This window comes from Methylomonas rapida (genome assembly GCF_024360925.2).
GTDB lineage: Bacteria > Pseudomonadota > Gammaproteobacteria > Methylococcales > Methylomonadaceae > Methylomonas > Methylomonas rapida.
In genome coordinates this window covers 2,167,036-2,191,349 of record NZ_CP113517.1, presented here as the reverse complement: position 1 = coordinate 2,191,349, position 24,314 = coordinate 2,167,036, and the positions used below count along the sequence as shown (strand labels likewise).

22 protein-coding genes are annotated in these 24,314 nt (G+C 53.2%); 14 read left to right on the top strand and 8 right to left on the bottom strand.

Annotation, left to right across the window (positions count from 1 at the left end):
• Positions 1-227: 227 nt before the first annotated feature.
• From tatA to NM686_RS10235, 4 genes are all read left to right on the top strand, one after another.
• Positions 228-407 (top strand): Sec-independent protein translocase subunit TatA, encoded by a 180-nt coding sequence (tatA, locus tag NM686_RS10250; protein ID WP_255187780.1) that lies wholly within the window; start codon positions 228-230, stop codon positions 405-407.
• Positions 408-832: 425 nt separating this feature from the next.
• A complete protein-coding gene (locus tag NM686_RS10245) occupies positions 833-1,456 on the top strand; it encodes a DedA family protein (protein WP_255187779.1) in 624 nt (207 codons plus the stop codon).
• 45 nt (positions 1,457-1,501) lie between these two features.
• Positions 1,502-2,833 carry a hemolysin family protein gene (locus NM686_RS10240; RefSeq protein ID WP_255187778.1) on the top strand — a complete coding sequence of 444 codons (1,332 nt, stop codon included), beginning with the start codon at positions 1,502-1,504 and terminating at the stop codon, positions 2,831-2,833.
• 218 nt (positions 2,834-3,051) lie between these two features.
• Positions 3,052-4,509 carry a TrkH family potassium uptake protein gene (locus tag NM686_RS10235; RefSeq protein WP_255187777.1) on the top strand — a complete coding sequence of 486 codons (1,458 nt, stop codon included), beginning with the start codon at positions 3,052-3,054 and terminating at the stop codon, positions 4,507-4,509.
• A 143-nt stretch (positions 4,510-4,652) separates the two neighbouring features.
• Here NM686_RS10235 and NM686_RS10230 read toward each other — a convergent pair whose 3' ends face one another.
• Positions 4,653-5,228, bottom strand: coding sequence for a transposase (locus tag NM686_RS10230; protein ID WP_255188595.1), 576 nt, complete (start codon positions 5,226-5,228; stop codon positions 4,653-4,655).
• A gap of 288 nt (positions 5,229-5,516) precedes the next feature.
• Here NM686_RS10230 and NM686_RS10225 point away from each other — a divergent pair, with 288 nt between their 5' ends.
• The 8 genes from NM686_RS10225 to NM686_RS10190 are packed head-to-tail and all read left to right on the top strand — an operon-like array spanning position 5,517 to position 14,592.
• The gene (locus tag NM686_RS10225; protein WP_255187776.1) at positions 5,517-6,734 is read left to right on the top strand and encodes a methyl-accepting chemotaxis protein; all 1,218 of its coding nucleotides are present in this window, start codon (positions 5,517-5,519) and stop codon (positions 6,732-6,734) included.
• 23 nt (positions 6,735-6,757) lie between these two features.
• Positions 6,758-7,126, top strand: a complete 369-nt coding sequence (locus tag NM686_RS10220) for a response regulator (protein ID WP_255187775.1) — start codon at positions 6,758-6,760, stop codon at positions 7,124-7,126.
• 28 nt (positions 7,127-7,154) lie between these two features.
• Positions 7,155-7,487 (top strand): STAS domain-containing protein, encoded by a 333-nt coding sequence (locus NM686_RS10215; RefSeq protein WP_255187774.1) that lies wholly within the window; start codon positions 7,155-7,157, stop codon positions 7,485-7,487.
• Complete coding sequence (locus tag NM686_RS10210; protein WP_255187773.1) at positions 7,484-9,688, top strand: chemotaxis protein CheA; 2,205 nt, start codon at positions 7,484-7,486, stop codon at positions 9,686-9,688. Before NM686_RS10215 ends, NM686_RS10210 begins: the two co-directional genes overlap by 4 nt.
• Before the next feature lie 43 nt (positions 9,689-9,731).
• On the top strand, positions 9,732-11,756 hold the full coding sequence (locus tag NM686_RS10205) for a methyl-accepting chemotaxis protein (protein ID WP_255187772.1): 2,025 nt from the start codon (positions 9,732-9,734) through the stop codon (positions 11,754-11,756).
• 18 nt (positions 11,757-11,774) lie between these two features.
• On the top strand, positions 11,775-12,323 hold the full coding sequence (locus NM686_RS10200) for a chemotaxis protein CheW (RefSeq protein ID WP_255187771.1): 549 nt from the start codon (positions 11,775-11,777) through the stop codon (positions 12,321-12,323).
• Positions 12,324-12,369: 46 nt separating this feature from the next.
• The gene (locus NM686_RS10195) at positions 12,370-14,031 is read left to right on the top strand and encodes a methyl-accepting chemotaxis protein (RefSeq protein ID WP_255187770.1); all 1,662 of its coding nucleotides are present in this window, start codon (positions 12,370-12,372) and stop codon (positions 14,029-14,031) included.
• Between the two features lie 18 nt (positions 14,032-14,049).
• On the top strand, positions 14,050-14,592 hold the full coding sequence (locus NM686_RS10190; RefSeq protein ID WP_255187769.1) for a chemotaxis protein CheW: 543 nt from the start codon (positions 14,050-14,052) through the stop codon (positions 14,590-14,592).
• A 26-nt stretch (positions 14,593-14,618) separates the two neighbouring features.
• Here NM686_RS10190 and NM686_RS10185 read toward each other — a convergent pair whose 3' ends face one another.
• From NM686_RS10185 to cysM, 6 genes are all read right to left on the bottom strand, one after another.
• Complete coding sequence (locus NM686_RS10185; RefSeq protein WP_255187768.1) at positions 14,619-15,008, bottom strand: bacteriohemerythrin; 390 nt, start codon at positions 15,006-15,008, stop codon at positions 14,619-14,621.
• A gap of 459 nt (positions 15,009-15,467) precedes the next feature.
• A complete protein-coding gene (locus tag NM686_RS10180; protein WP_255187767.1) occupies positions 15,468-16,163 on the bottom strand; it encodes an SDR family oxidoreductase in 696 nt (231 codons plus the stop codon).
• 383 nt (positions 16,164-16,546) lie between these two features.
• Positions 16,547-16,876, bottom strand: coding sequence for a hypothetical protein (locus NM686_RS10175; protein WP_255187766.1), 330 nt, complete (start codon positions 16,874-16,876; stop codon positions 16,547-16,549).
• Between the two features lie 84 nt (positions 16,877-16,960).
• On the bottom strand, positions 16,961-17,458 hold the full coding sequence (locus NM686_RS10170; protein ID WP_255187765.1) for a L,D-transpeptidase: 498 nt from the start codon (positions 17,456-17,458) through the stop codon (positions 16,961-16,963).
• Positions 17,455-18,777, bottom strand: a complete 1,323-nt coding sequence (gene rlmD / locus NM686_RS10165; RefSeq protein ID WP_255187764.1) for a 23S rRNA (uracil(1939)-C(5))-methyltransferase RlmD — start codon at positions 18,775-18,777, stop codon at positions 17,455-17,457. The genes NM686_RS10170 and rlmD overlap by 4 nt, the downstream gene beginning before the upstream one ends.
• Positions 18,778-19,075: 298 nt before the next feature.
• On the bottom strand, positions 19,076-19,966 hold the full coding sequence (gene cysM, locus NM686_RS10160; RefSeq protein ID WP_255187763.1) for a cysteine synthase CysM: 891 nt from the start codon (positions 19,964-19,966) through the stop codon (positions 19,076-19,078).
• Between the two features lie 137 nt (positions 19,967-20,103).
• Here cysM and ppk1 point away from each other — a divergent pair, with 137 nt between their 5' ends.
• Together ppk1 and dnaQ are read left to right on the top strand one after the other, a co-directional pair.
• A complete protein-coding gene (ppk1, locus tag NM686_RS10155; RefSeq protein WP_255187762.1) occupies positions 20,104-22,188 on the top strand; it encodes a polyphosphate kinase 1 in 2,085 nt (694 codons plus the stop codon).
• Positions 22,189-22,274: 86 nt separating this feature from the next.
• Positions 22,275-22,997: a DNA polymerase III subunit epsilon gene (gene dnaQ, locus NM686_RS10150; protein ID WP_255187761.1), complete on the top strand. Its 723-nt coding sequence runs from the start codon at positions 22,275-22,277 to the stop codon at positions 22,995-22,997.
• A 208-nt stretch (positions 22,998-23,205) separates the two neighbouring features.
• Here the strand turns inward: dnaQ and rpoS are convergent, their stop codons facing one another.
• Entirely contained in the window at positions 23,206-24,189 is a 984-nt protein-coding gene (gene rpoS, locus NM686_RS10145) for an RNA polymerase sigma factor RpoS (protein ID WP_255187760.1), read from the bottom strand.
• Positions 24,190-24,314 lie beyond the last annotated feature (125 nt).

Sequence of the window (24,314 nt, the reverse complement as noted above, 5' to 3'; positions counted from 1 at the left end):
TTCAGTCCTGAAATGGACGGCGCATTTTACTCGAATCGCAATTTTCCGCTGATTAAATTTCGCCACCTGTTTTGCAAGGGTTCATAAATAAGGAAAGTTTTATAGACCCATGATTTTTGACCTCGGTGTAAGGTAAACTCTTTTCCTGAAATGCGGACGAAATTTCTGTCCGCTGCGGCATCGGTAGCGTGGACATTCAATATTCATTTTAGGCAGGAGAAACGCACATGGGTTTCAGCATTCAGCATCTATTGGTCGTGTTAGTGATTGTTATCTTGGTATTCGGTACCAAGCGCTTGAAAAACATAGGGGATGATCTTGGCGGTGCGATCAAGGGTTTTCGTAAGGCGCTCAAGGAAGGCGAAGAACAAGAATCCTCCACCAAGCAAGACGAACAGCCGAAGTAACGCGCATGAAAATGCCGCAACACTCCGGAAAATGAGAGTTTTCCGTCGGAACGGTGCCCTCCAGCGTCAGCTGAAGTCAAAATTCCGGCAAAAATTGCTTCCGCACGTTGTTCCCTCGCCCCTGGGGGCGTCTAAAAGTCCCCTCGCCTCGCGGAGATGGGACAATGTGGCGTTATTTTGATCTTGTCCTTCGTGTACCGTTCTTGCCGTGTGAAGATTCGGCTGCAAGATGCTGGATGCCGGGAAGTGATATTTGACAATCTCTCTGTTTCCCCTTGGCTGGAAAAATTTCTGTTACCCGCCCCTTGCAATCGATCCTTAACAATAAACTTGGCCGAAATATCCTTATAATGTCAAAGATTCGGCATTAACCAGCCATGTTCCATGCGAGCGGCATGCACTTTTACCTACAAGAATAACTACAAATGGATTTTCACCAACTCATTATCGATTACGGCTATTTAGCCTTGTTCATTGGCACTTTTTTAGAAGGCGAAACCATCCTCGTGATTGCGGGTTTTTTGGCCCATAGCGGTTACCTTGAACTGCATTGGGTCATTTTGTCCGCCTTTCTCGGCACATTCGCCGGGGACCAAACCTTTTTCTATCTGGGTCGATTCAAAGGCATCGCCTTCCTGGAAAAACGCCCTCTATGGCACAGCAAAACCGACAAGGTATTTGATCTATTGCATCGCCACCAAATCAAGGTGGTTTTGGGGTTTCGATTCCTGTACGGCGTGCGCAATGTCACCCCGTTCGTCATCGGCGCCAGTCGCATGTATCCCGGGAAATTCTTCGTTCTGAATTTTTTGGGGGCCTTGATCTGGGCGATCGCCGTGGGCTATCTGGGTTACCAATTCGGCGACATTGCCGAAGCAATTTTGGGTGAAATCAAGCACTACGAAATGCATTTTCTAGCGGTTCTGGCTGTCATCGGCCTGCTGTTGTTTTGGCGTTCGACACATATTGCCCAAAAGGAAAAACGCAAGAAAAAGCGGGAACAGGATGCGGCAATCCTCGCCGAAAAGCTGGACAGCGATTCGAATTGACGCCGAGCCATACGTTTCGATTTTTCCATCAATGAACATGATTGAATGAATAATCTCTTGCTTGTCGCCGGCGCGTTGTTGCTGGTGTTTTTGAACGGTTTTTTTGTCGCGCTCGAATTCAGCCTGGTCAAGCTTCGTCAAACCCGGATTAAAACCATCGCGGAAACCCAGGGTTGGCGCGGGCGCACCCTCGCCAAGATTCACGGCAATCTCGATGCCTATCTTTCCGCCTGCCAACTCGGCATTACGCTGGCGTCGTTGGGCCTGGGCTGGGTGGGCGAACCCGCCTTTGCCGACTTGCTTGATCCCCTGTTTGCCAAAATCGGCATCGTCTCACCGGAACTGATACACAGCATTTCTTTCGCGTTCGCATTCTGCAGCATTTCTTTTTTGCATATCGTGGTCGGCGAACAAGCGCCAAAATCCATGGCGATACGCAATCCAGAAGCGGTGGGTTTGTTCAGCGCCGGCCCGCTCTACCTGTTCTATTGGCTCATGTATCCGGCGATCTGGTTGCTGAACGGCAGCTCCAATCTGGTGCTACGGATTGCCGGTTTGTCCTACCCCAAGGGCCACGATAGCCATTATTCCACCGACGAATTAAAGCTGATTTTGCGATCCAGCCGTCCGGGCGGTCGATTTACCGACGACGAATGGAACGTACTGGCAAAGGCGCTGGACTTCAGCAAACTGGAAGTATCCGAGTTGATGCGTCCGATTCATGAAATCACCTCGCTGCATCGGAATAAGACGGTGGAGGAAAATTTGCATATCGTCGCGCAAAGCCGCTTTAGCCGTTTTCCTTATTTCGATAGCAATAACACCGATGTACTGGGCGTGATTCATTTGAAGGATTTGTTCTTGGGCTTGCAGCATGGTAAGGCCATTGAAAACCTGGAAAGCTATCTGCGCCCGATTCAGTTCATACCGTCGCATATGCCTGCGGTGGAATTATTTCGCATGTTCACCCGAGGCGCGCCGCATTTTGCGATCATCGGTTTGCAAGGACAAAAGCCACGTGGCTTCATCACCCTGGATAATTTACTGTCCGCGATGGTGGGCGACATCCAGGACGAATTCCGTCCCAACGATACCGGTTGGCAAACGCTGGAAGATGGCTCCTTACTCGGAAAAGGCAGTTTGCCGATTTTTTCATTGGAGCGCGTTCTTGACATAGACATCGAAAACGAAGAACTGGATTTGGAGGATGTCGATTCCGTCGGCGGCCTGATCTTGGTCAAACTGCAAGACGTCCCCGAGGAAAACGAAACCATAGCCTTTGAAAACTTTGACATTACCGTAACGACGATGAACGGGCCACGCATCGAATGGGTAAAAGTCACGCCTAAAGCCATTGTTGAACAAAAATCCGGCTAACTTCTGCGTAACGAGCCCAGCCTGGAACGCCATTTGGCGCAAACAAACCGCAGCCGGATTTTTACATTTTCTTTACATCCCTCTCTATATCATATGACCCAATTTTAGGCCCCTGCGAAAATTGGCCGGTCTGCCTGGATAATGCCCAGACAGGACTTTAAGGTGCTTTCTAATTCCAGTTACGTTCGAGTCGGTTAAACCGGTCATTGAGTCCGCTAATGCAGCGATTTTGCACACTTGTATTTGTACTTGGCCTGATCTTGATGGTGTTCGGCTTGACCTATTTTCTGCCGATCGCCACATCCTTGTTCTTCGCCGACGGCATGATCACGTATTTCGTCGACGGCATGGCTTTGAATATCGGCGTCGGTGGCATCTTTGCCGGCCTGACCATGCGTTTTCGCGGCGAACTGAAAAATCGGGATGGCTATCTATTGGTGGCCTTTTTCTGGTTATTGATGGCATCGGCCGCTACGTTGCCGTTGATTTGGGGTATTCCCGGCCTTTCGTTTACCGACGCTTTTTTCGAGACCATGTCGGGTTTCACAACCACCGGCGCCACCATCCTGGTAGGGCTCGATAATCTGGCGCCATCGTTGAACATATGGCGACACGAATTGAATTGGATAGGAGGGTTAGGCATTATCGTACTGGCCGTGGCGATTCTGCCCTTGCTCGGCGTCGGTGGCATGCAGCTTTATAAGGCTGAGATTCCAGGCCCCGTCAAGGATAGCAAAATTACGCCCCGCATCACGGAAACCGCGAGATTGCTATGGCTGGTCTATGCCGGCATCACCCTGGCCTGCATACTTTGTCTGAAACTGGCGGGCATGAATTGGCTCGATGCGATATGTCACGCCTTTGCCACGCTGGGTCTAGGTGGCTTTTCCACACACGATGCGAGTGTGGGATATTTCGATTCACCCGCCATCGAACTGATACTGACGGTATTCATGCTGATTTCGGCGATCAATTTCGCGACACATTACACCGCTTTGCATCAACGTAGCGTAAGACCTTATTTTTTCGATCCCGAAGCCCTGCCCATGCTGGGGGTGATCGCGGGCAGCATCCTGTTTTGCTCGGCTTATCTATGGCACCGCGATACCTATTCGGATTTCTTCGTCGGCTTGCGTCACGTTACCTTTAATCTGGTATCCATCGCCACCGACTGCGGTTTTGCCAGCGTCGATTATGATAAATGGCCACCATTCGTGCCATGGTGGATGCTGTATCTGAGTTGCGTTACGGCTTGCACCGGCTCGACCGGCGGAGGCATCAAGATGTTCCGCACCCTGTTGATGTGGAAGCAGGCAGGCAGGGAATTGTTCAGCATCCTGCATCCGCGCGCGATCAATCCAATCCGCATCGGCGACACACCGATTGCGAACAAGATCATTTTCGCGGTCCTGGCCTTTATTTTCCTGTACTTCATTTCAGTGGTGGGCTTGACGTTTTCCCTGATTTTCGCCGGCCTCGATCCCATCTCCGCGCTCAGCGCCATCATTGCCTGCATCAATAACGCCGGTCCCGGCTTGCACCAAGTCGGGCCGGCAACCAATTATGGCAGCCTCAGCGATTTTCAAACCTGGATTTGCTCGATTGCCATGTTATTGGGACGGCTTGAAGTCTTCACCCTGATCGTGTTGTTTACCCCAGCCTTCTGGCGAAGTTAAACCCGTCTTTATCGATCATTTCCAAAACTTCTCTTTTGATTTGGCGTTACGGCAGTTTTGTCTGAGCGTGGCATTGGAGGGCCATCCATGCTTTGGGTGCCAATAAACCTAGTACACCGCACCGAAAATCCACCGAATAACTCTTACACGACAAGAGGTCTTCCGGTGTAGGTCCAGCGAAAAGGTTTGGCGAAGGTTTCATTGAAAAACGCGATAAACTGAAAAATACGCTGCTTCAGATCGTCTGTCGAGGTGAAGCTTGCGCGTTTGAGCAAGCGCCGGGACAGGATGCCAAACCAAATTTCGATCTGATTGAGCCAGGAACAATGCTTGGGCGTGTAAACAAAGCGAATCCGATGGCTTTCATTCTGTAAAAAGGCTGCCCGGGCGTTCATGTCTTTCAGGATCTCGCTTTCGCCTTTCACGCCCAAGTCCTCGTCAATGCCCAAGGCTTTGGCAATCCATTGCACCAGCGTAGCGGATTTGTGGGTGTTCAACTGATCGGCGACAAAAATCCATTGGCCTTCCGGGTCTAAGGCGACCGTTTGCTGGAGGTGAGCCACAAAGTCCGCCTCGGTTCGGGTGTCCTGAACAGTGGGCGCCATGATTTTGCCTGTCGCCACTTCAAAGTTCGCGATCAGCGCTTGAGTGCCATGGCGCCGGTATTCATACTCGATCCGTTCCGGTTGTCCGGGTTGCATGGGGTGCGCCGGATGGATGCGTTCCAGAGCCTGTCTGCGCCCGCTGCACCAAACTATGTGACAGTTGTCGACTTCGGATAATGGCTTCCAGCGTCGTTTGTTGAGCTTTCGTTAGAATTAAGTGTAGTGAGAGTGGGCGCATCGCTTCCTTGCAGGCTATTTTTGGAGCTTATCATCCTGTCTTTTTTTAAGGCGATTTGTACTAGGAAAAACACCGCGTAAAATTCCTACTCCGTCGCCAGGTTGAAGGAATGCGCAAAACCTACTAGTATCGCTCATCTATTCCGCAATACTAATGCCATTTTCATGTCCCGAACAGCACATAACCTCGACGCCAATATTCGCTCAGACAAAAGCAGTTTCTATTTGCTACCCGCCGGCCTGGGTTTGAGCTGCGGTCTGGTATTAGCGCTTGTAACAGGCTTTAATCTGCTCAGTGCCGGGATAGGCGCGGCATTCGTGCTGGCTGGCGTGGGCGTGGGCTGGCTGCTGCTGGCTAAACAGCAAAACCGCTTAATCGCCAATGACGCGCATTGGCAACATGACGAAGAGAGTAAATTAAACGATATCAACCGCTATGTGCAGGAACTGGAAAGCTTGTTCGTGCAAGTGGTGCCGATTTTGATGCGCCAGGTACAGGCCTCGCGCGCGCATACCGAAGAAGAAATCACCGTGTTGACGGAACGCTTCGCCGGCATGGCCGATCAGCTCAGCAAGATCATCTCGGGCACCGGCCATGGTGAAGACGGTCGCGGCGTCGATGCCTTGTTCATTGAAAGCCGCGCGGCCTTGACGCGGGTTTTAAAAGCCTTGACGCATATACAAAGCGTCGAACACGCCGTGATCGATGAAGTGCGTCAACTCTCGACGCATACGCATCAGCTCGATGCGATGGCCAAGGAAGTGCGCAAGGTCGCCGAGCAAATCAATCTACTGGCGTTGAACGCGGCGATCGAAGCCGCCCGCGCCGGCGAAAACGGCCGCGGTTTTGCCGTGGTGGCCGACGAGGTGCGCAAGCTGGCGGGTTTTTCCTCATCCACCGGCGAAAAAATCAGCTCGGCGATCGAAGACATCAACGCGGCGATGGTATCTACCTTAAAAATGTCGGAAGCCTCTGGCAGCAGCGATGACCTCGTGATACACGAAGCCGAGCAATCGATCGAAAAAACCCTGGACGATTTACAAGCCGCTCTGAATGTCTTCAAAAATGACGCGCAGCTCTTGCGCGGCAGCAGCGAGCAGATTCGCGATCAAATATTCTCGGTTTTGACCGCTTTCCAGTTCCAGGATCGCGTAAGTCAAATGCTGTCCCACGTCGAAAAAAACCTGGGCAATTTGCAGCAAACCATCGAGCGCAACCAACAAGCCGGCGCGGAACGTCACGCCAACATGATCAACGTGGACAAAACCCTGGCCGGCATGGAGCTGAATTACACGATGCCGGAAGAGGCACGGATTCACGGCTCGGTGACGGGCAGTAGCCAGCAAAGCGTTTCTTCCGATAACGATTTGACTTTTTTCTAAATTAATTTTTACAGGATTGAACCATGGCAAAAACCATCATGATTGTTGACGACTCCGCGTCCATTCGCCAAGTGGTCACGATTGCGCTGAAAGGAGCGGGTTATGAGGTCATTGAAGCCTGTGACGGCAAGGACGCATTGAGTAAACTAAACGGACAAAAGATCAATTTGATCATTACCGACGTCAATATGCCCGTCATGGATGGCATTACTTTTGTCAAGGAAGCCAAAAAACTCGATGCCTACAAATTCACACCGATGATGATGCTGACCACCGAAGCCGCCGACGACAAGAAACAAGCCGGCAAGGCGGCGGGCGCGAAAGCCTGGCTGACCAAGCCGTTTCAGGCGCCCACCTTGCTCGATGCCGTCTCCAAGCTGGTTCTGCCCTGATTTGTCCCAATGATGCCGGGAGAAAACCGTGACTATCGACGTAAAAGCACAACAAAACGGCGTTACCCAGCTGGCGATTCAAGGCGAAATGACGATATACACGGCCCTGGAACAAAAGGAAGCCCTGTCCGCGCATTTGAAGTCCAGCCAGGAATTGCAGATTGACCTGAGCGGCGTCAGCGAAATCGATAGCGCCGGACTGCAGCTATTGCTGTTCATCAAACGCGAGACTTCAGCGCAACAAATGAAACTCAGTCTGGTGCAACATAGCCAGGCCGTGGTCGAAGTCCTGGAACTGCTGAATCTGAGCAAGCATTTCGGCGACCCGATTGTCCTGACCGCAAACAGGAAAAAATCATGAGCAACGAATTCGATGCCGCCCTGACCATCTTTGCCCAGGAAACCGAGCAGTTGTTACTGGACATGGAAAGCGCCCTGCTATCCCTGGAATCCAATCCCGAGGACAGCGAAACCATCAATAGTCTGTTCAGGGCCATGCATACCATCAAAGGCTCTTCGGGATTGTTCGGATTCAATCCCATCGTCGCGTTTACCCATGAAGCCGAATCGGTATTGGATAAGGTGCGCAATGGTGAACGTTCGATTGACGCCGACCTGATATCCGTGCTGCTGGACAGCAAGGATCACACCGCACGCTTGATAGATCATTGCCTGGTGAATGCCGACGCCCCCCTCCCCGCCGATCTGGCTGCCGCCAGCGATCGCTTGATCAAACGCCTGTCTGGCAAGCAGGAAACCGGCATGCAAGCCACGCCGATCGACGACGGCAAGCTGCAAGCCGAAGGCGGCGGCGAAATCACGGTCGATGACAGCTGGCTGATCTCGCTGGAATTCCAGGCCGATGCGTTGCGAAACGGCATGGACCCGTTATCGTTCATCCGTTATCTGAAGACCATGGGCGAAATCAAGGAAATCCTCGTCACCACGCCGGCCATGCCGTCTGGCGAGGCCATGGACCCTGAAAGCTGCTATCTGCATTTCAAGATCGCCTTCAAGAGCGATGCCAGCAAACAAACCATCGAAGGGGTATTCGAATTTGCCGCCGACGATTGCGCCATCAAAATCCTGCCGCCCAACGCCAAGGTCGAAGAATACATGAGACTGTTGGACGCGCAAGATGAGAACCATGTGCACCGGCTTGGCGAGATGTTGGTGCAAATCGGAGCGCTGACCCGGAACGACGTGGAACAGGCGTTGAAATTACAAACTGCCGCTGAAGGAACGGAAGAAGAAGCCGTCAAGCCGCTCGGCGAGATCCTGGTCGAGCAGCATGTGGTGCAACAACCGCTTGTCGAGCAGGCCTTGAAAAAGCAGGATCAAACCAAGCAAAAAATCGCCTCCGAATCCAACTATATCCGCGTGGACGCTACCAAACTGGGGCAGTTGATCAACCTGGTCGGCGAGTTGGTGATTTCCAGCGCGGCGATGAACCTCATCGTGGAACGCCATGGCTTGAGCGACGCCGATGATGTCGCCGCCAGCATGAATGCCCTGGTGGGCAGCATCCGCGATACGGCGCTGGAACTGCGCATGGTGCAGATCGGCGAGACTTTTAATCGTTTTCGCCGCGTGGTGCGCGACGTCAGCGCCGAACTCGGCAAGAACATCGAATTGATCATCAGCGGCGGCGAAACCGAGCTGGATAAAACCGTCGTCGAAAAAATCAATGATCCGCTAACCCATCTGGTGCGCAATTCCCTTGACCACGGCATCGAAAGCCCCGAACAGCGTTTGGCCGCGGGCAAACCGGCGCAAGGCACCGTGCAACTGAACGCCTATCACGAATCGGGCCATATCGTGATTCAGATTGCCGATGACGGCGCCGGCCTGAATAGCGAAAAAATCGTCGCCAAAGCCATCGCCAACGGCCTGATCAAGCCCGATCACGGTTTGTCGAAACAGGAAATCTACAATCTGATCTTCGCCGCCGGCCTCAGCACCAAGGAACAAGCCACCAACCTGTCCGGTCGCGGCGTGGGCATGGACGTGGTCAAAAAGAACATCGAAGCATTGCGCGGCACCGTCGCCATCGACAGCATCGAAGGCCAGGGTACCACCATCACGATACACCTGCCGTTGACGCTGGCCATCATCGACGGCTTCATGGTCGGCGCCGAACAAGACCGCTACATCATTCCGTTGAGCATGGTGGACGAATGCATAGAAATGGACCCGAAAGAGTGCGAAATCAACGAAATCGAGCATTACATCAATTTGCGCGGACAAGTTCTGCCCTATTTGCGGCTGGGCGATTATTTCAATTGCCGCAAATCGGACGAGCAAAAACGCCGGGAAAGCGTGGTCGTCGTCAAGGCTGGGCAAAACAAAGCGGGCTTTGTCGTCGACCAGTTGCACGGCGAACATCAGACCGTCATCAAACCGCTCGGCAAGATGTTTGAAAAACTGAAAGGCATCACCGGAGCCACTGTGCTCGGCGACGGCAACGTTGCGTTGATATTGGATGTGCAGGGTCTGATTCAAGCCGCCATGAAGAAACGCTCAAGAACCACGCCTTACCTGACATCGCAACACACGCAATGACTCAACGAATTTACTCGGCCTCAAACAACAATGGGTATTCATCATGAACATTAACGACCTCAAAATAAAAACAAAAATCCTGACGGGGGCAATGCTGCTGGTGGCCATTACCATTGGTTTTGGCATGCTGTCCAAAATTTACATTGGCGACGTTGCGGATGCCCTGTTTGGCATAACCGATAACAATGGCAAATCGGTGGAATATGCCACCGGCGTCGAAAGAATGGCGCTTTCCACCATCATGGAAGAAAAAAATTATCTGCTGCATGAAAAAGACGAAATTCATCAGCGCGCCGAGGACAACGTCAAAAAACTCAATGAATATCTGGACAAGGTCGATCAGGTCGCCAAGCAATACAACAACACCGAACTGCTGAATCAATCGAGGGCCGCGCGTGAAGGCACGGCTAAATATGCCGACAAATACAGAGCCGGCGTCGCCGCGTTGAAATCGAACAAACTAGCCGTCGATGAAATGGTCATGAAAGGCGGGGTCGTTGCCAAAGCGGCGGATGAGTTTTTGAACCGTCAAGTTCGCCTTTACCAGGACGCCATGAAAAGAGGCGCGTCGGCACAAGAGCTCGATCAATATGTACAGCGCTATATCGGTGCAACCAATATCTATATCAAAGCCATGGAAATCATGCGGGCGGAGAAGGAAGAGGTCAACTACAAAGACCGCACCGCCTGGAAAAAAATGCAAGTTTGGTTGCCGGAGTTATTGACCCTGTACGATCACCTGGAAAAAATCTCCAACTCCGAAGATGCCTTGCGCTTGATAGCGGATGCGCGCAAAGCCACCCAAGAATATCAACAGGCGGCGCAGGCGTGGATCAAAAATGACGACGAACTGAAAACCATCCTTGGCGAAATGGCCGCGCTAGGTGGCAACGTCATCAAGCAAGCGCAAACGGCCGAAGATGCCGGCTATGCTCAATTGGGCGTGGCGCGCGCGCAAGCCGAAATATTGGTCAGCGACGCCAACAAGATCATCGTCGGCACCATCATTGCCGCGTTGATCCTGGGCATCCTCATTGCGTTGTTCCTGGCCAATCTGATTACCGCGCCCATCACCGTCGGCGTCGCCTTCGCCAAGTCGCTGGCCGAAGGGGATTTGACCGCGAAACTGGATGTCAACGGCAAGGACGAGATCGGCCAGTTGGCGCAGGCCTTGCGCGACATGCGCGACCAACTCGCCCAAGTGGTGGAACAAGTCCGCGCCAATTCCGATACCCTGTCCAGTGCCTCGCAGGAAGTGAGCGCGACGGCGCAGGCGATGAGCCAGATGGCGACCGAGCAGGCGGCCAGCGTCGAAGAAACCACCTCCTCGATCGAACAATTGAATGCCTCGGTACAACAAAATACCGAGAATGCCCACGTCACCGAACAAATGGCCACCAAATCCGCCGGCGAAGCCCGCGATGGCGGCGAAGCGGTCAACGAAACCGTGCTGGCCATGAAAAACATCGCCAAGAAAATCGGCCAGATCGAGGACATTGCCTACAAGACCAATCTGTTGTCCCTGAATGCCGCCATCGAAGCCGCTTCCGCCGGCGAGCACGGCAAGGGCTTTGCCGTCGTGGCCGCCGAAGTGCGTAAACTCGCCGAAAGCAGCCGCATCACCGCCGAGGAAATCAACGAACTGGCCACCAACAGCGTCGCCATCGCCGAAAAAGCCGGTAGCTTGATCAGCACGGTGGTGCCCAACATCGTCAAGACTTCCGACCTAGTCCAGGAAATCAACGCCGCTTCGGTCGAGCAATCCAGCGGCATCAACCAAATCAACGATGCCATGCGGCAATTGGACAAGGCCACTCAGCAAAACGCCGCCAGCGCCGAGGAATTGGCCGCCACCGCCGAGGAATTGAACGGCCAGGCCGCGCAATTGCAACAAGCCGTCGCCTTCTTCAAGCTGGATAACAGCAGCGGCCGTTCCGCGCTCTCAGGCCGGCCGCCGGCCGCTTCCCGTGGCGCGCGGACCACGCCCAAAGCCAAGCCCATCATGGCCGGTCATAAAGGCGCCGGGACCTCCCTGGATTTCGACGATGCCGATTTCGAGCGCTTCTAGCCGCGGAGGCACAAGACCATGGCCAATCTGATTCGTAAAGAGAGCGAAAGCTCGGCCCTGGCGACCCAGGAACAGGTCGGACAGTATCTGACCTTTCTGGTCGACAAGGAAAGCTTTGCCATCAACATTCTCGATGTCAAGGAAATCATCGAGATTGCCAATGTCACCCGCGTTCCGTTGACGCCCGCGTATATCCACGGCGTCATCAATTTGCGCGGCAACGTGGTGCCCGTCATCGACCTGTCGGCCCGCTTGAAGCATCACTGCGCCGAAGTCAGCAAGCGCAGTTGCATCGTGCTGGTGGAAGTGGATACCCAGGAAGGCGCGCAGTTGATCGGGATGCTGGTCGACGAAGTCCGGGAAATCCTGGAAATCCCGCAGGCCAACATCCAGCCCGCCCCCGATTTCGGCGCCGATATCCGCACCGATTTCATTCAGGCCATGGCCCGCGTCGGCGAGGTCTTCATCATCCTGCTCGCCATCGACAAGGTCTTGTCATTGGAGGAATTGGCGCAATTGAATGCTTTGACTCAATCACAGGAGTCATTCGAAAGCTCGAATATCTGAACCAGATCGATATACGGATATTGCACAATAATTTTGGGTAATGGGCATGAAATTAAAAACACAAATTTCGCTGGGTTTTGGCGGCATATTGTTATTGTTGTCGATAACAGCCGGACTAAGCGTAAATAGCCTGTCTAAGTTATTATCCAATTCCAAGGAAGTTGTCACCGCCGATAACCTGCGCACCGCGCTGGTGGAACGCGAGGTCGATCATTTGAATTGGGCCGCAAAACTCAATGCCTTCGTGTTTGACGATCATGTCCACGAACTCAACGTGCAAATGGATCACACCCAATGCGCATTCGGTAGATGGTATTACGGCGAAGAGCGGCGGCAGGCGGAAACCCTGTTTCCGGCCTTGAAATCCGCCTTGGCCAGCATCGAAGAACCCCATCGCAAACTGCACGAGTCGGCAAGCCACATCAAATCGGCGCGCAACACGGCGGAGTTGGTCGAAGCCCAGGGCAAACAGATCGATGCCAGGACTTTATATAACGATGAAACCCTCCCCAACTTGCGTTCGGTACAGGAAACGCTGGGCACCATGCGCAAATCCGTCGATGAAGCGGCGAGCACCCTGCAAAAAAGCATGGAAAACCACGGCACTCAATCGCAATATTTCGTTATCGCCATCACCATCATCGCAATTTTGGTGGGCATTATCGTCTCCTTCGTGCTCGTACGCAGGATTTTGCGCCAATTGGGCGCCGACCCCGCTACGCTTTCCGAAGTTGCCGATCGCATTGCCGCGGGTGATTTGGCCAGCAAAATAGACGGCGAAAACGGACAGATGACCGGCGTTTTGGCCGGCATGAAAAACATGGCCGATGGCTTGAAAGAAGTTGTCGAACAAGTCAGAAGCGCGGCAGACCACTTGGTCAGTGCCTCGCAGGAAGTGAGCGCGACGGCGCAGGCGATGAGCCAGATGGCGACCGAGCAGGCGGCCAGCGTCGAAGAAACCACCTCCTCGATCGAACAATTGAATGCCTCGGTACAACAAAATACCGAGAATGCCCACGTCACCGAACAAATGGCCACCAAATCCGCCGGCGAAGCCCGCGATGGCGGCGAAGCGGTCAACGAAACCGTGCTGGCCATGAAAAACATCGCCAAGAAAATCGGCCAGATCGAGGACATTGCCTACAAGACCAATCTGTTGTCCCTGAATGCCGCCATCGAAGCCGCTTCCGCCGGCGAGCACGGCAAGGGCTTTGCCGTCGTGGCCGCCGAAGTGCGTAAACTCGCCGAAAGCAGCCGCATCACCGCCGAGGAAATCAACGAACTGGCCACCAACAGCGTCGCCATCGCCGAAAAAGCCGGCAGCTTGATCAGCACGGTGGTGCCCAACATCGTCAAGACTTCCGACCTAGTCCAGGAAATCAACGCCGCTTCGGTCGAGCAATCCAGCGGCATCAACCAAATCAACGATGCCATGCGGCAATTGGACAAGGCCACTCAGCAAAACGCCGCCAGCGCCGAGGAATTGGCCGCCACCGCCGAGGAATTGAACGGCCAGGCCGCGCAATTGCAACAAGCCGTCGCCTTCTTCAAGCTGGATAACAGCAGCGGCCGTTCCGCATTCTCAGGCCGGCCGCCGGCCGCTTCCCGTGGCGCGCGGACCACGCCCAAAGCCAAGCCCATCATGGCCGGTCATAAAGGCGCCGGGACCTCCCTGGATTTCGACGATGCCGATTTCGAGCGCTTCTAGCCGCGGAGGCACAAGACCATGGCCAATCTGATTCGTAAAGAGAGCGAAAGCTCGGCCCTGGCGACCCAGGAACAGGTCGGACAGTATCTGACCTTTCTGGTAGACAAGGAAAGCTTTGCCATCAACATTCTCGATGTCAAGGAAATCATCGAGATTGCCAATGTCACCCGCGTTCCGTTGACGCCCGCGTATATCCACGGCGTCATCAATTTGCGCGGCAACGTGGTACCCGTCATCGACCTGTCGGCCCGCTTGAAGCATCACTGCGCCGAAGTCAGCAAGCGCAGTTGCATCGTGCTGGTGGAAGTGGATACCCAGGAAGGCGCGCAGTTGATCGGGATGCTGGTCGACGAAGTCCGGGAAATCCTGGAAATCCCGCAGGCCAACATCCAGCCCGCCCCCGATTTCGGCGCCGATATCCGCACCGATTTCATTCAGGCCATGGCCCGCGTCGGCGAGGTCTTCATCATCCTGCTCGCCATCGACAAGGTCTTGTCATTGGAGGAATTGGCGCAATTGGAACAATGGCTCTCAACCGAAGAACAGGGTATGGAGCGTTAAAAGAATCGCTGGCAGGCGCAAAAGCTCTATGCGTCGTGCGTTTTCAGGTATTCGCCAACCCGCATATCCTCCTGCACAATATGCACCGAAATCCAGCGCCGCACGAACATCTTGATATCGTCGGGATTCCATTGCCTTTTCTGTACGTTCAGGCTGATTTCATTCAATCGATCCAGCATCAGATTGTGCTCTTCCACATGCTCTTGATAGCGTGGATAACCGGCTTGCTTCATCAAGCGCTCTTCAGCCTGAAAATGCTCGCGCACGTGCTGATAAAACAACATCAATAAGCGCGTAATATCGGCATCGTCGCTTACGCTGACAGTCTCGTTGGCTAGCTTGAAGATATGCTGGTGTTGGGAGTCGACAAGATCGTTGCCTATTTTGTAACGATCGCTCCAGGTAAATTCACTCATAATCGATATTTTCGCTCGGTTGAAATAATCCTCATCCCTCTCGGAAAAACCCTAAAGGCATGGCCAGGGTCGACAAGACGCCGTCAAACATTGAAATCCAGCCAGGGTTTGCTTGCGGTAAATTTACCACCACTCCTCCCTCATGGCGACCGCGAATTCATGCACTGTCGCAATAACCTGCGACATGTAAAATCGCGGGTTACCCACAGAAACTGTGGATAACTCTGTGAATAAATTGTCGCAAGCTACGATTAAGGCCTGATTTCATTAGGGTTGCGTTAGATTGAATCAAACTTGTTCAATCCAAGCGCTCATTAAAATCAATGACTTATAGTTTTTTACAGGTTTTCAATGAGTTGCGTTGTCAAGCATTTTTTAGCATCGGCAGAAAAATGGATTTGTGCATAACCCCAAAATCGAATGCCCGTGTTAAATCTCGCCTGTCAACCGCAATCTGGCTTACCAAGGCAGTACGCTACCATCATATTTCAAGAAGGCGCCCGATTGCGCCATGGTAAAACCAGCTATGCATTCCCGCATGCCCGTGACGCTCTCCTCCACGTCGATCAAGGCATCCTTGCCGCCCATGTCGGTTTTGACCCAGCCTGGGTGCAAGATCAACACGCCTACCGAGCGAGCGCGCAAATCGATCGACAAGCTCTTCATTGCTGCGTTCAAGGCTGCTTTGCTTGAACGGTACAGCAAGCTTCCGCCGCTTTGATTGTCGGTCATGCTAGCCATCAGGCTGCTCACGCCGACGATCAACTTCCTTTGACTGCGTTCGATCTGTGGCAACAACGTCTCGGCCAGCTTAACCGCGGCCATCGCATTGATTTTCAACGCATCGGACCAGGCCTGATAATCAAGGCACCCGAACCCCATTCCCGGCCTATCCGGATATATGCCGGCATTATTCAGCAACACGTCGATGGCTTCATCCGCCAAACGGGTGCTCAGCGCATCGATTTGCCCGAAGTCCGCCACGTCCAAGGCTTCTATGCGTATATTGGGTAGGCGCTCGGCCAGCAAAACCAGTTCCGCCGCATCAGCGGGATTGCGACAGGCTGCAATGACACGCCAACCGGCCTGCGCATATTGCCGGCAAAATTCCAGACCCAGTCCTCGGTTTGCCCCCGTTACCATTATCGTTTGCATGAAACCTCCAAGATTGTTCGATAGACAAGATTTAAAGCGCCATTAAACTATAAAAAAATAAAAAAATATCAACACATTACGAAAAACAATAACAATAACGTCCATGAAGGCTAGCCCCCTACCAATGAAAGTTAGCCCTACCGGGGCAAACGCTGAAAATCTTGGAAACGGAGCGCTAGCGAAGTGAAGATTTTTAGTCCCCGATAGCCGTAGCGCCGGGCGGGTTTTCGCAGCGAAGCGAAGAAAACCTGCAAGGCATCGCGAAACGGCGTCAAGTCATGCGAGAACCAAAGTTCCGACCCCTTGCTGGGTCGGAACGAGGTGACGCGGACGAATCGGGGCGCCGAAGGCATAAGCGGTCGCGTGATTTTTGCCGATTTTTTCTAGCAGGATGCCCGAAAAAATCTTTCGGCAAAAATAGCGACTCTCCGGACCAGCAAGCCGGGGAGAGTTGCACTCAGCACGATGGCTAAAGCTATCGCACTCCCCCGCGTGATTTTGGAGTGAAAAAGCGTTAGCTTTTTCCAAGTGTTCCGTTGTCGCTCATCGCGTTCTGCAAACAGCCGCGTTTTAAGGTCTTCAGCCAACACTTGATTGACCAGCTGATGCAAATACTTTTCCTGGTCGTTTTGATCCTCTTCCTTCCAGATGGTCCAAAACCGCTTGGTCAGAACGTCTGTCCCGATAGGGCGCGAGTAGTTACGGCTATTCATAAGTTAAAGAAATCCTGGATTTCAACTAACGGATAATTGCTCCAAATGCGTTTTTTAACAAACCGGACATACGCCGAACAGTCACTAAACATGGATGAAAACCCTGTAGCCCAGCTCGACGCGGTCGAATAGGTCGATGACGTCGGCATTCAGCATCCTGATGCAGCCATGCGAAGCCGGTATGCCTTGCATCAGTTCGTCCGGACAGCCGTGGATGTAAATATAACGCCAGGCGCTATCGACATTGCCGTAGCGATTGTATCCAGGTTCCAGGCCGCCCAGCCACAGAATGCGGCTCAGTATCCAGTCGCGCTCGGGGTATGCCAAAGCCAGTTGCGGCGTGTAAATCTCGCCGGTTGGCCGGCGGCCCACGAACACGCTGTTGACCGGCGCATCGGTGCCTATCTTGGCGCGTATCTTATGCCAACCGGTCGGCGTGCACTCGCTGCCTTTGAGCTGGCCGGGGCCGTTTTTGGCGGTCGATACCGGATATTCGGCGAGGATACGGGTGTTTTCCAACAACCTCATGCGCTGTTCGCCGATCGATATGTCCAGATAACGAACGCCGGCGGGTTCTATCATTTCACGAACAGCGCAATCGATTCGACGTGAGCGGTTTGCGGAAACATATCCATCACCCCGGCCTTGACCAGCTTGTAACCCAGCTCGTTGACCAGGATGCCGGCGTCACGGGCCAAGGTCGACGGATTACAGGACACGTAGACGATGCGTTCAGGCTGCCAATGTTTGAAGTTGTGCAAGACTTCCGATGCGCCGGCGCGGGACGGGTCCAGCAAGACTTTGCTGAATTTTTGTTTGCACCACGGCAAGTCCTTGACGTCCTTGCTCAAATCGGCCACATGGAATTCGACGTTTTCTAGGTTGTTCAAGCGGGCGTTTTCGCGGGCATGTTTGACCAGCGGCAGGTCGCCCTCGACGCCAACCACATGGCCAGCCTTAGTCGCCAGCGGTAGCGTGAAATTGCCCAGGCCGCAGAACAGGTCCAGCACCCTATCGTCTTTGGTCAATTCCAACGCTTCCAAGGCCCGTGTAACCATTTTCTGGTTGATGTCGTAATTGACCTGGGTGAACATGGCCGGGCGGAAATTGAATCTAACGCCCTGCTCCGCCAGTTCATAGCTGGGAATCACCTCGGGCTCGCCGTCCAGCGGCGCTATGGTATCCGGGCCCTTGGGTTGCAGACAAACGCTGACGCCATATCGATGGCCGAATTCGCGCATGCGCTGCTTGTCGGCATCGGTCGGCGGCTCCAATACTCTGAAGGCCAAAATGCATTCGTTGTCACCGATGGCCACTTCGATTTGCGGAATCCTGTCCTTGATCGATAAGCCGGCAATCATCTCGGCCAACGCGATCAGGTTTTCGCCGACCAGAGGATGCATGACCTTGCAACTGTCGATTTCGGCCAGGAATGGATTGCGCCGCTCGCGAAAACCGACCAGCACCCGGTTTTTCTTGGCCACCCATTTAACGCCCATTCTGGCCTTGCGCCGGTAGCCCCAGTGCGGGCCTTTCAAAGCCTCCCAGATTTGCGGGATATCGACCTTGCCGATGCGGCGGAATTGCTCTTGCAACAAGTCTTCCTTGAAATGAATCTGTTCGGCGTCATCGACGTGCTGAAAACTGCAGCCGCCGCAAATGCCAAAATGCGGACAAGCGGGTTCGACCCGGTGCTCGGAACGGGTATGCAAAGCCGCCAGTTTGCCTTCGGCGTAATCCTTGCGGCTGTCGGTGTAGATAAAATCCACGGTTTCGGCCGGCAGGGCTTCGTCGATGAACACGACCTTGCCATCGACGTGGGCGACGCCACGGCCGTCGTGGGACAGGGATTCAATGGTTACGGTAACCGGGTCTTGCGGGAGTTTTTTCTTGTGGGCCATGCTAAATAGGAATGGATGAGTTAACTCTCTACCACCGGAGGTTGTCGTAAAAGCTCCCTCTTCTCGCGCTAAAAGGATGGGGCGAGGGGACATTAATATCAGGAGGTACTTGCAAAATTATGAAATTTTACGCAAAAACCACTAGATATAGTGGTTTTTAAAATTAATTGGCCACTAATAGTGGTATTTTGCAAGTTCCTCTCAGTATTATTTATTGCCCTCATCCTAACCTTCCGAAGGGAGAAGGAACTGTTTTGACTTTTACGACATGCTCCTAAATAGGGAGAGGAAATTTTGCTTAAGTTGGAAACACGCCGGTGGACAGATAGCGATCGCCGCGGTCACAGATGATCACGACGATGATGGCGTTTTCCAGTTGTTTGGACAGTTCCAGGGCAGCGAACACCGCGCCGCCCGACGATACGCCGGCGAAAATGCCTTCACGCGCAGCCAAGGCCCTAGTGGTATCCTCGGCGTCGATTTGCTCGACTTCGATGATGCGGTCGACGCGGGTCGCATCGAAAATTTTAGGCAAATATTCCTGAGGCCAGCGCCGAATACCGGGGATTTTGGATTCACCCTTGGGTTGCACGCCGACGATTTGTACAGCGGGATTCTGCTCTTTCAAAAATCGGGACGTGCCCATGATGGTGCCGGTGGTGCCCATTGCGCTGACGAAATGCGTGATTTTGCCTTGGGTATCGCGCCAGATTTCCGGGCCCGTGCTTTCGTAATGCGCACGCGGATTGTCCGGGTTGGCGAATTGATCCAGAATCTTGCCCTTGCCTTCGGCTTCCATGCTGCGGGCCAAATCGATGGCCGCTTCCATGCTGCCCTTGGCCGGCGTCAGGATGATGTCGGCGCCGTAGGCCTTCATCGAGGCGATGCGTTCGGCGCTCATGTTGTCCGGCATGATCAAGGTCATCTTGTAGCCCTTTATCGCCGCGGCCATCGCCAGCGCGATGCCGGTGTTGCCGCTAGTGGCCTCGATCAAACGGTCGCCCGGCTTGATCTCGCCACGCGCCTCGGCGTGTTTGATCATGCTCAACGCCGGCCTGTCCTTGACTGAGCCTGCCGGATTGTTGCCTTCCAATTTGACCAGAATGATGTTGCTCGTTTCGCCCGGCAGGCGCTGCAAACGCACCAGCGGGGTATTGCCGACTTGGGATTCTATCGTGGGGAAATTCATGAGTATGGCGAGCTAGAAAATAAAGGCCGATTATAACAAATCGGCTTTTGCCGCGTCGCCAGACAACAAACCGTCATCAAATCCGAAACAGAATTGCTCTATAATCCAGTCCCCCAAGCTTACACGACGACATCATCATGGACACGCCCAAAACCAGTATCCCCGACCTGAATAGCACCGAACTTTATATCAATCGCGAACAAAGTCTGCTGGAATTCAACGTCAGGGTGCTGGCGCAGGCCCTCGATGAGGGCCTGCCATTATTGGAGAGGCTGAATTACTTGTGCATTTCCTGCTCCAATCTGGATGAGTTTTACGAAGTCCGGGTGGCCAGTTTGCTGCAAATGGCGGAAATGGATTCCACCGCAATCAGCACGGACGGCTTGAGCATCCATGAACAATTCGAAAAAATTTCCGGCAAGGCGCATGAACTGGTCGCCGAACAATATCGGGTATTGAATGATGTACTAATACCTCACCTGGAGTCGCATAATATCCGTTTTTTGAAACGCGATAACTGGAGCGATTCGCAAAAGGCCTGGCTGGAAAAGTATTTCAATGAAGAATTGCTGCCGATTCTGACGCCGGTGGGTCTGGACTCCGCTCATCCCTTTCCGCGGATTCTGAACAAGAGTTTGAATTTCATCATTTCGTTGACCGGCAAGGATGCTTTCGGCCGCAACAGTGGTCGCGCCATATTGCAGGCGCCGCGCGCGCTGCCGCGCATCGTGCAGTTGCCGACCAGTGAAACCGATAGCGGTCCTTATGATTTCGTATTTTTGTCGTCCATCATTCACGCCTTTGTCAACGAGCTTTTCAACGGCATGGCCGTCAAAGGCTGTTACCAGTTTCGGGTCACCCGTAACAGTGACTTCTTCGTCGATGACGATGCGATCGACGATTTATTGCTGGCGGTGGAAGGCGAACTGGCGATGCGTAACTACGGCGACGAAGTGCGTCTGGAAATCGACGCCAATTGCCCGGAAGAAACCGTCAATTTCCTGCTGGCGCGTTTCGAATTGACGCCAGACCGGCTATTCCTGGCTAATGGCCCGGTCAACCTGAGCCGTATGCAAGCCATCTATGCGATGGTCGATCGCCCGGACCTCAAGTTTACGCCATTCAAACCCAGCCTGCCCTCAGCCTTCGGCCGCAACAAGGACATTTTTGCCTGTATCCGCAAACAAGACATCCTGCTGCACCATCCGTACGAATCGTTCGCGCCCGTGGTGGAATTCGTGCGCCAGGCCGCGGCCGATCCCGATGTATTAGCCATCAAGCAAACTCTATACCGCACCGGGGTAGATTCGCCCATCGTGGCAGCCCTGATCAAAGCCGCACGCTCGGGCAAGGAAGTGACGGTCGTCATCGAACTGCGGGCGCGCTTCGACGAAAAGGATAATATCGGTCTGGCGGCCAAGTTACAGGAAGCTGCCGCGCATGTGGTATATGGCGTGGTGGGCTATAAGACTCACGCCAAAATGTGCATGGTATTGCGCAAGGAAGGCAATACCTTGCGTAACTATGTGCACCTGGGCACCGGAAACTACCACCCTAAAACCGCGCGCCTGTATACCGACTACGGCCTGTTTACCTGTGAAAAAGAACTCAGTGAAGACGTCAGGCGCGTGTTCATGCAATTGACCAGTCTGGGCAAGGTCAGCAAACTGAACAAGTTGTTGCAATCCCCCTTCACCCTGCACCATGGCTTGCTGAAAATGATCGACAGGGAAATCGAATTTGCCAAAAAAGGCAAGCCGGCGAAGATCATCATCAAGGTCAACGCGGTGGTCGAGGAACAAGCCATTCAAGCCCTGTATCGTGCTTCGCAGGCCGGCGTAAAAATCAGTTTGATAGTACGCGGCATTTGCTGTTTGCGTCCAGGCGTTCCCGGCGTGTCCGACAACATCGAAGTCCGCTCCATCGTCGGCCGATTTCTGGAACATGCGCGTATCTATGCCTTCATGAACGGCGGCGACTGGGCCGTTTACGCATCGAGCGCCGACCTGATGAACCGCAACATGTTCAAACGGGTGGAAGTGTGTTTTCCGATCGCCGATAAAAAAATCAGCGAGCGCATTCTTAATGATCTGAAAGCCAATTTGAAGGACAACTCCCAGGCTTGGTTGCTGCAGAGCAATGGCCAGTATCTGCGCGCCACGCCCGGTGATCATCCTGTCTTTCAAGTGCAAACCGAACTCTTGAAGGACTTGAGCCAATAACTCAAAAATTCGCGGCCCATTCATGAAAGGAGCGAAATCCGTCCCGAAACCGACGTTTGATTGAACTCAATCCAGCCCTCTAGCCTATGTTGAAAACAGCAAAATCCCAGCGCCAAGTGGTGCTCGATACCGAAACCACCGGCATCAATCCCAAGGAAGGCCATAAGATCATCGAAATCGGTTGCGTGGAATTGATCAACCGCCGCCTGACGCAAAATCGCTTTCATGTCTATCTGAACCCCGATCGGGAAATCGACGCTGGCGCGATCGAGGTACATGGCATCACCAACGAATTTTTGCAAGACAAACCCCGCTTCGCCGATGTGGTCGAGGATTTCATGGCCTTTACCAAGGACGCGGAATTGATCATCCACAACGCGCCGTTCGACGTGGGCTTCCTGAATCATGAATTGGCGTTGTTGGAAAATGGGAGCCGGACCATCGAGAGCAACAGCACGGTATTCGACACGCTGGCCTACGCCCGCAAAAAACATCCGGGTGCCCGCAACAGCTTGGACGCCTTGTGCAAACGCTACGGGATAGACAACAGCCACCGCGATTTGCATGGCGCGTTGCTCGACGCAGAAATTCTGGCTGACGTTTATCTGATCATGACCGGCGGACAGGCCTCATTACTGGATGAGAACGACGCCATGGGCGAAGGCGAGCGACAGTCCATCGTGCGATTGTCTGCCGACCGCCCGAGATTGAAGGTCATTGCTTGCGACGAAGTTGAATTGGCCGCTCATCAACAACGCTTGCAAAAAATAGCCAAAGTCGGCGGTAGCTGCCTTTGGCTGCAGGATTGAGCCCTGGGAGATTTAGAAAAAATAACCCCACCCGCAGTGGTGGGCCAAAGTTTTTTTCCTAGCTTTCGTCAGAATTGACTACCGCTCATCGTTCCCACGCTCCCGCGTGGGAACGCAAACCGACGGAGTACAGTGGGAAACAGAGTAAACAGCGCCTTTGCACGGCGCACAATTATTTTCAACCAAATCCTGAGTTATTACCGGATAGCTAGTTGAAAATCGATTCGAAGGAATAACCGGTATCTTCCAGAATTTCCTTCAGGCGTTTCAAGCCATCCATCTGGATTTGCCTGACGCGCTCGCGGGTAACCCCCAATTCCAGCGCGACCTGCTCCAGCGTGGCACTTTCGAAACCGCACAAACCATAGCGGCGGCAGATTACCTCGCGCTGCTTGTCGGCCAGTTGATAAACCCACTGCGTCACATTAGTCTGAATTAAATTGTCTTGCAGAATTTCGGCCGGCGACCGGGATTCTTCCTCGGAAATCGTTTCCAGCAAGGGTTTGTCGAATTCCTTGCCATAGGACACATCGACCGAGGTAACCCGCTCGTTGAGCTTGAGCATCTTGTTGACGGTTTTGACGGGTTTGTCGAGGTGCTTGGCGATGTCGTCGGCGGTTGGTTCGTGGTCCAAATGCTGAGCCAGATTTCGTTGCGCCTTCAAATATACATTCATTTCCTTGACGACATGAATCGGCAAGCGAATCGTGCGGGTCTGATTCATGATGGCGCGCTCGATGGTCTGCCTGATCCACCAGGTAGCATAAGTGGAAAAACGAAAACCCCGGTCCGGATCGAATTTTTCCACGGCGCGGATCAAGCCCAGATTGCCTTCTTCGATCAAATCCAGCAAGGGTAGCCCACGGTTGAGGTAGCGCCGAGAAATTTTCACGACCAAACGCAGATTGCTTTCTATCATGACTTTGCGAGCTTCGGGATCGCCTTGCAAAGCCCTTTTGCCGTAGATTTTCTCTTCGTCGGCCGTCAACAATTGCGATTTGCTGAGCTCGTTGAGATAGGCGCGAGTGGCATCGAAGCTATTCTCGCTGGGAGATTCGGTTTCAATTTCGACCAATTTAAAGCCTTCCGAATTATCAATGCCTGGATTATCGTCTTCGATGTCATCAAAAGATACGATATCCGGAATGTCCATTTCCAGCTCTTTTGTTATATTTATGGCTTCATCCATCATGACTCTTCTCCAGGTTTGAGGCTTAGGTTTATTGGGCTGTCATTGCTGGTAAATATTCGTCCGCTTTACCTTTATTCAAGGATTTAAAAAAATCAGGACACACGATCCATTGATTTGCCGATAGG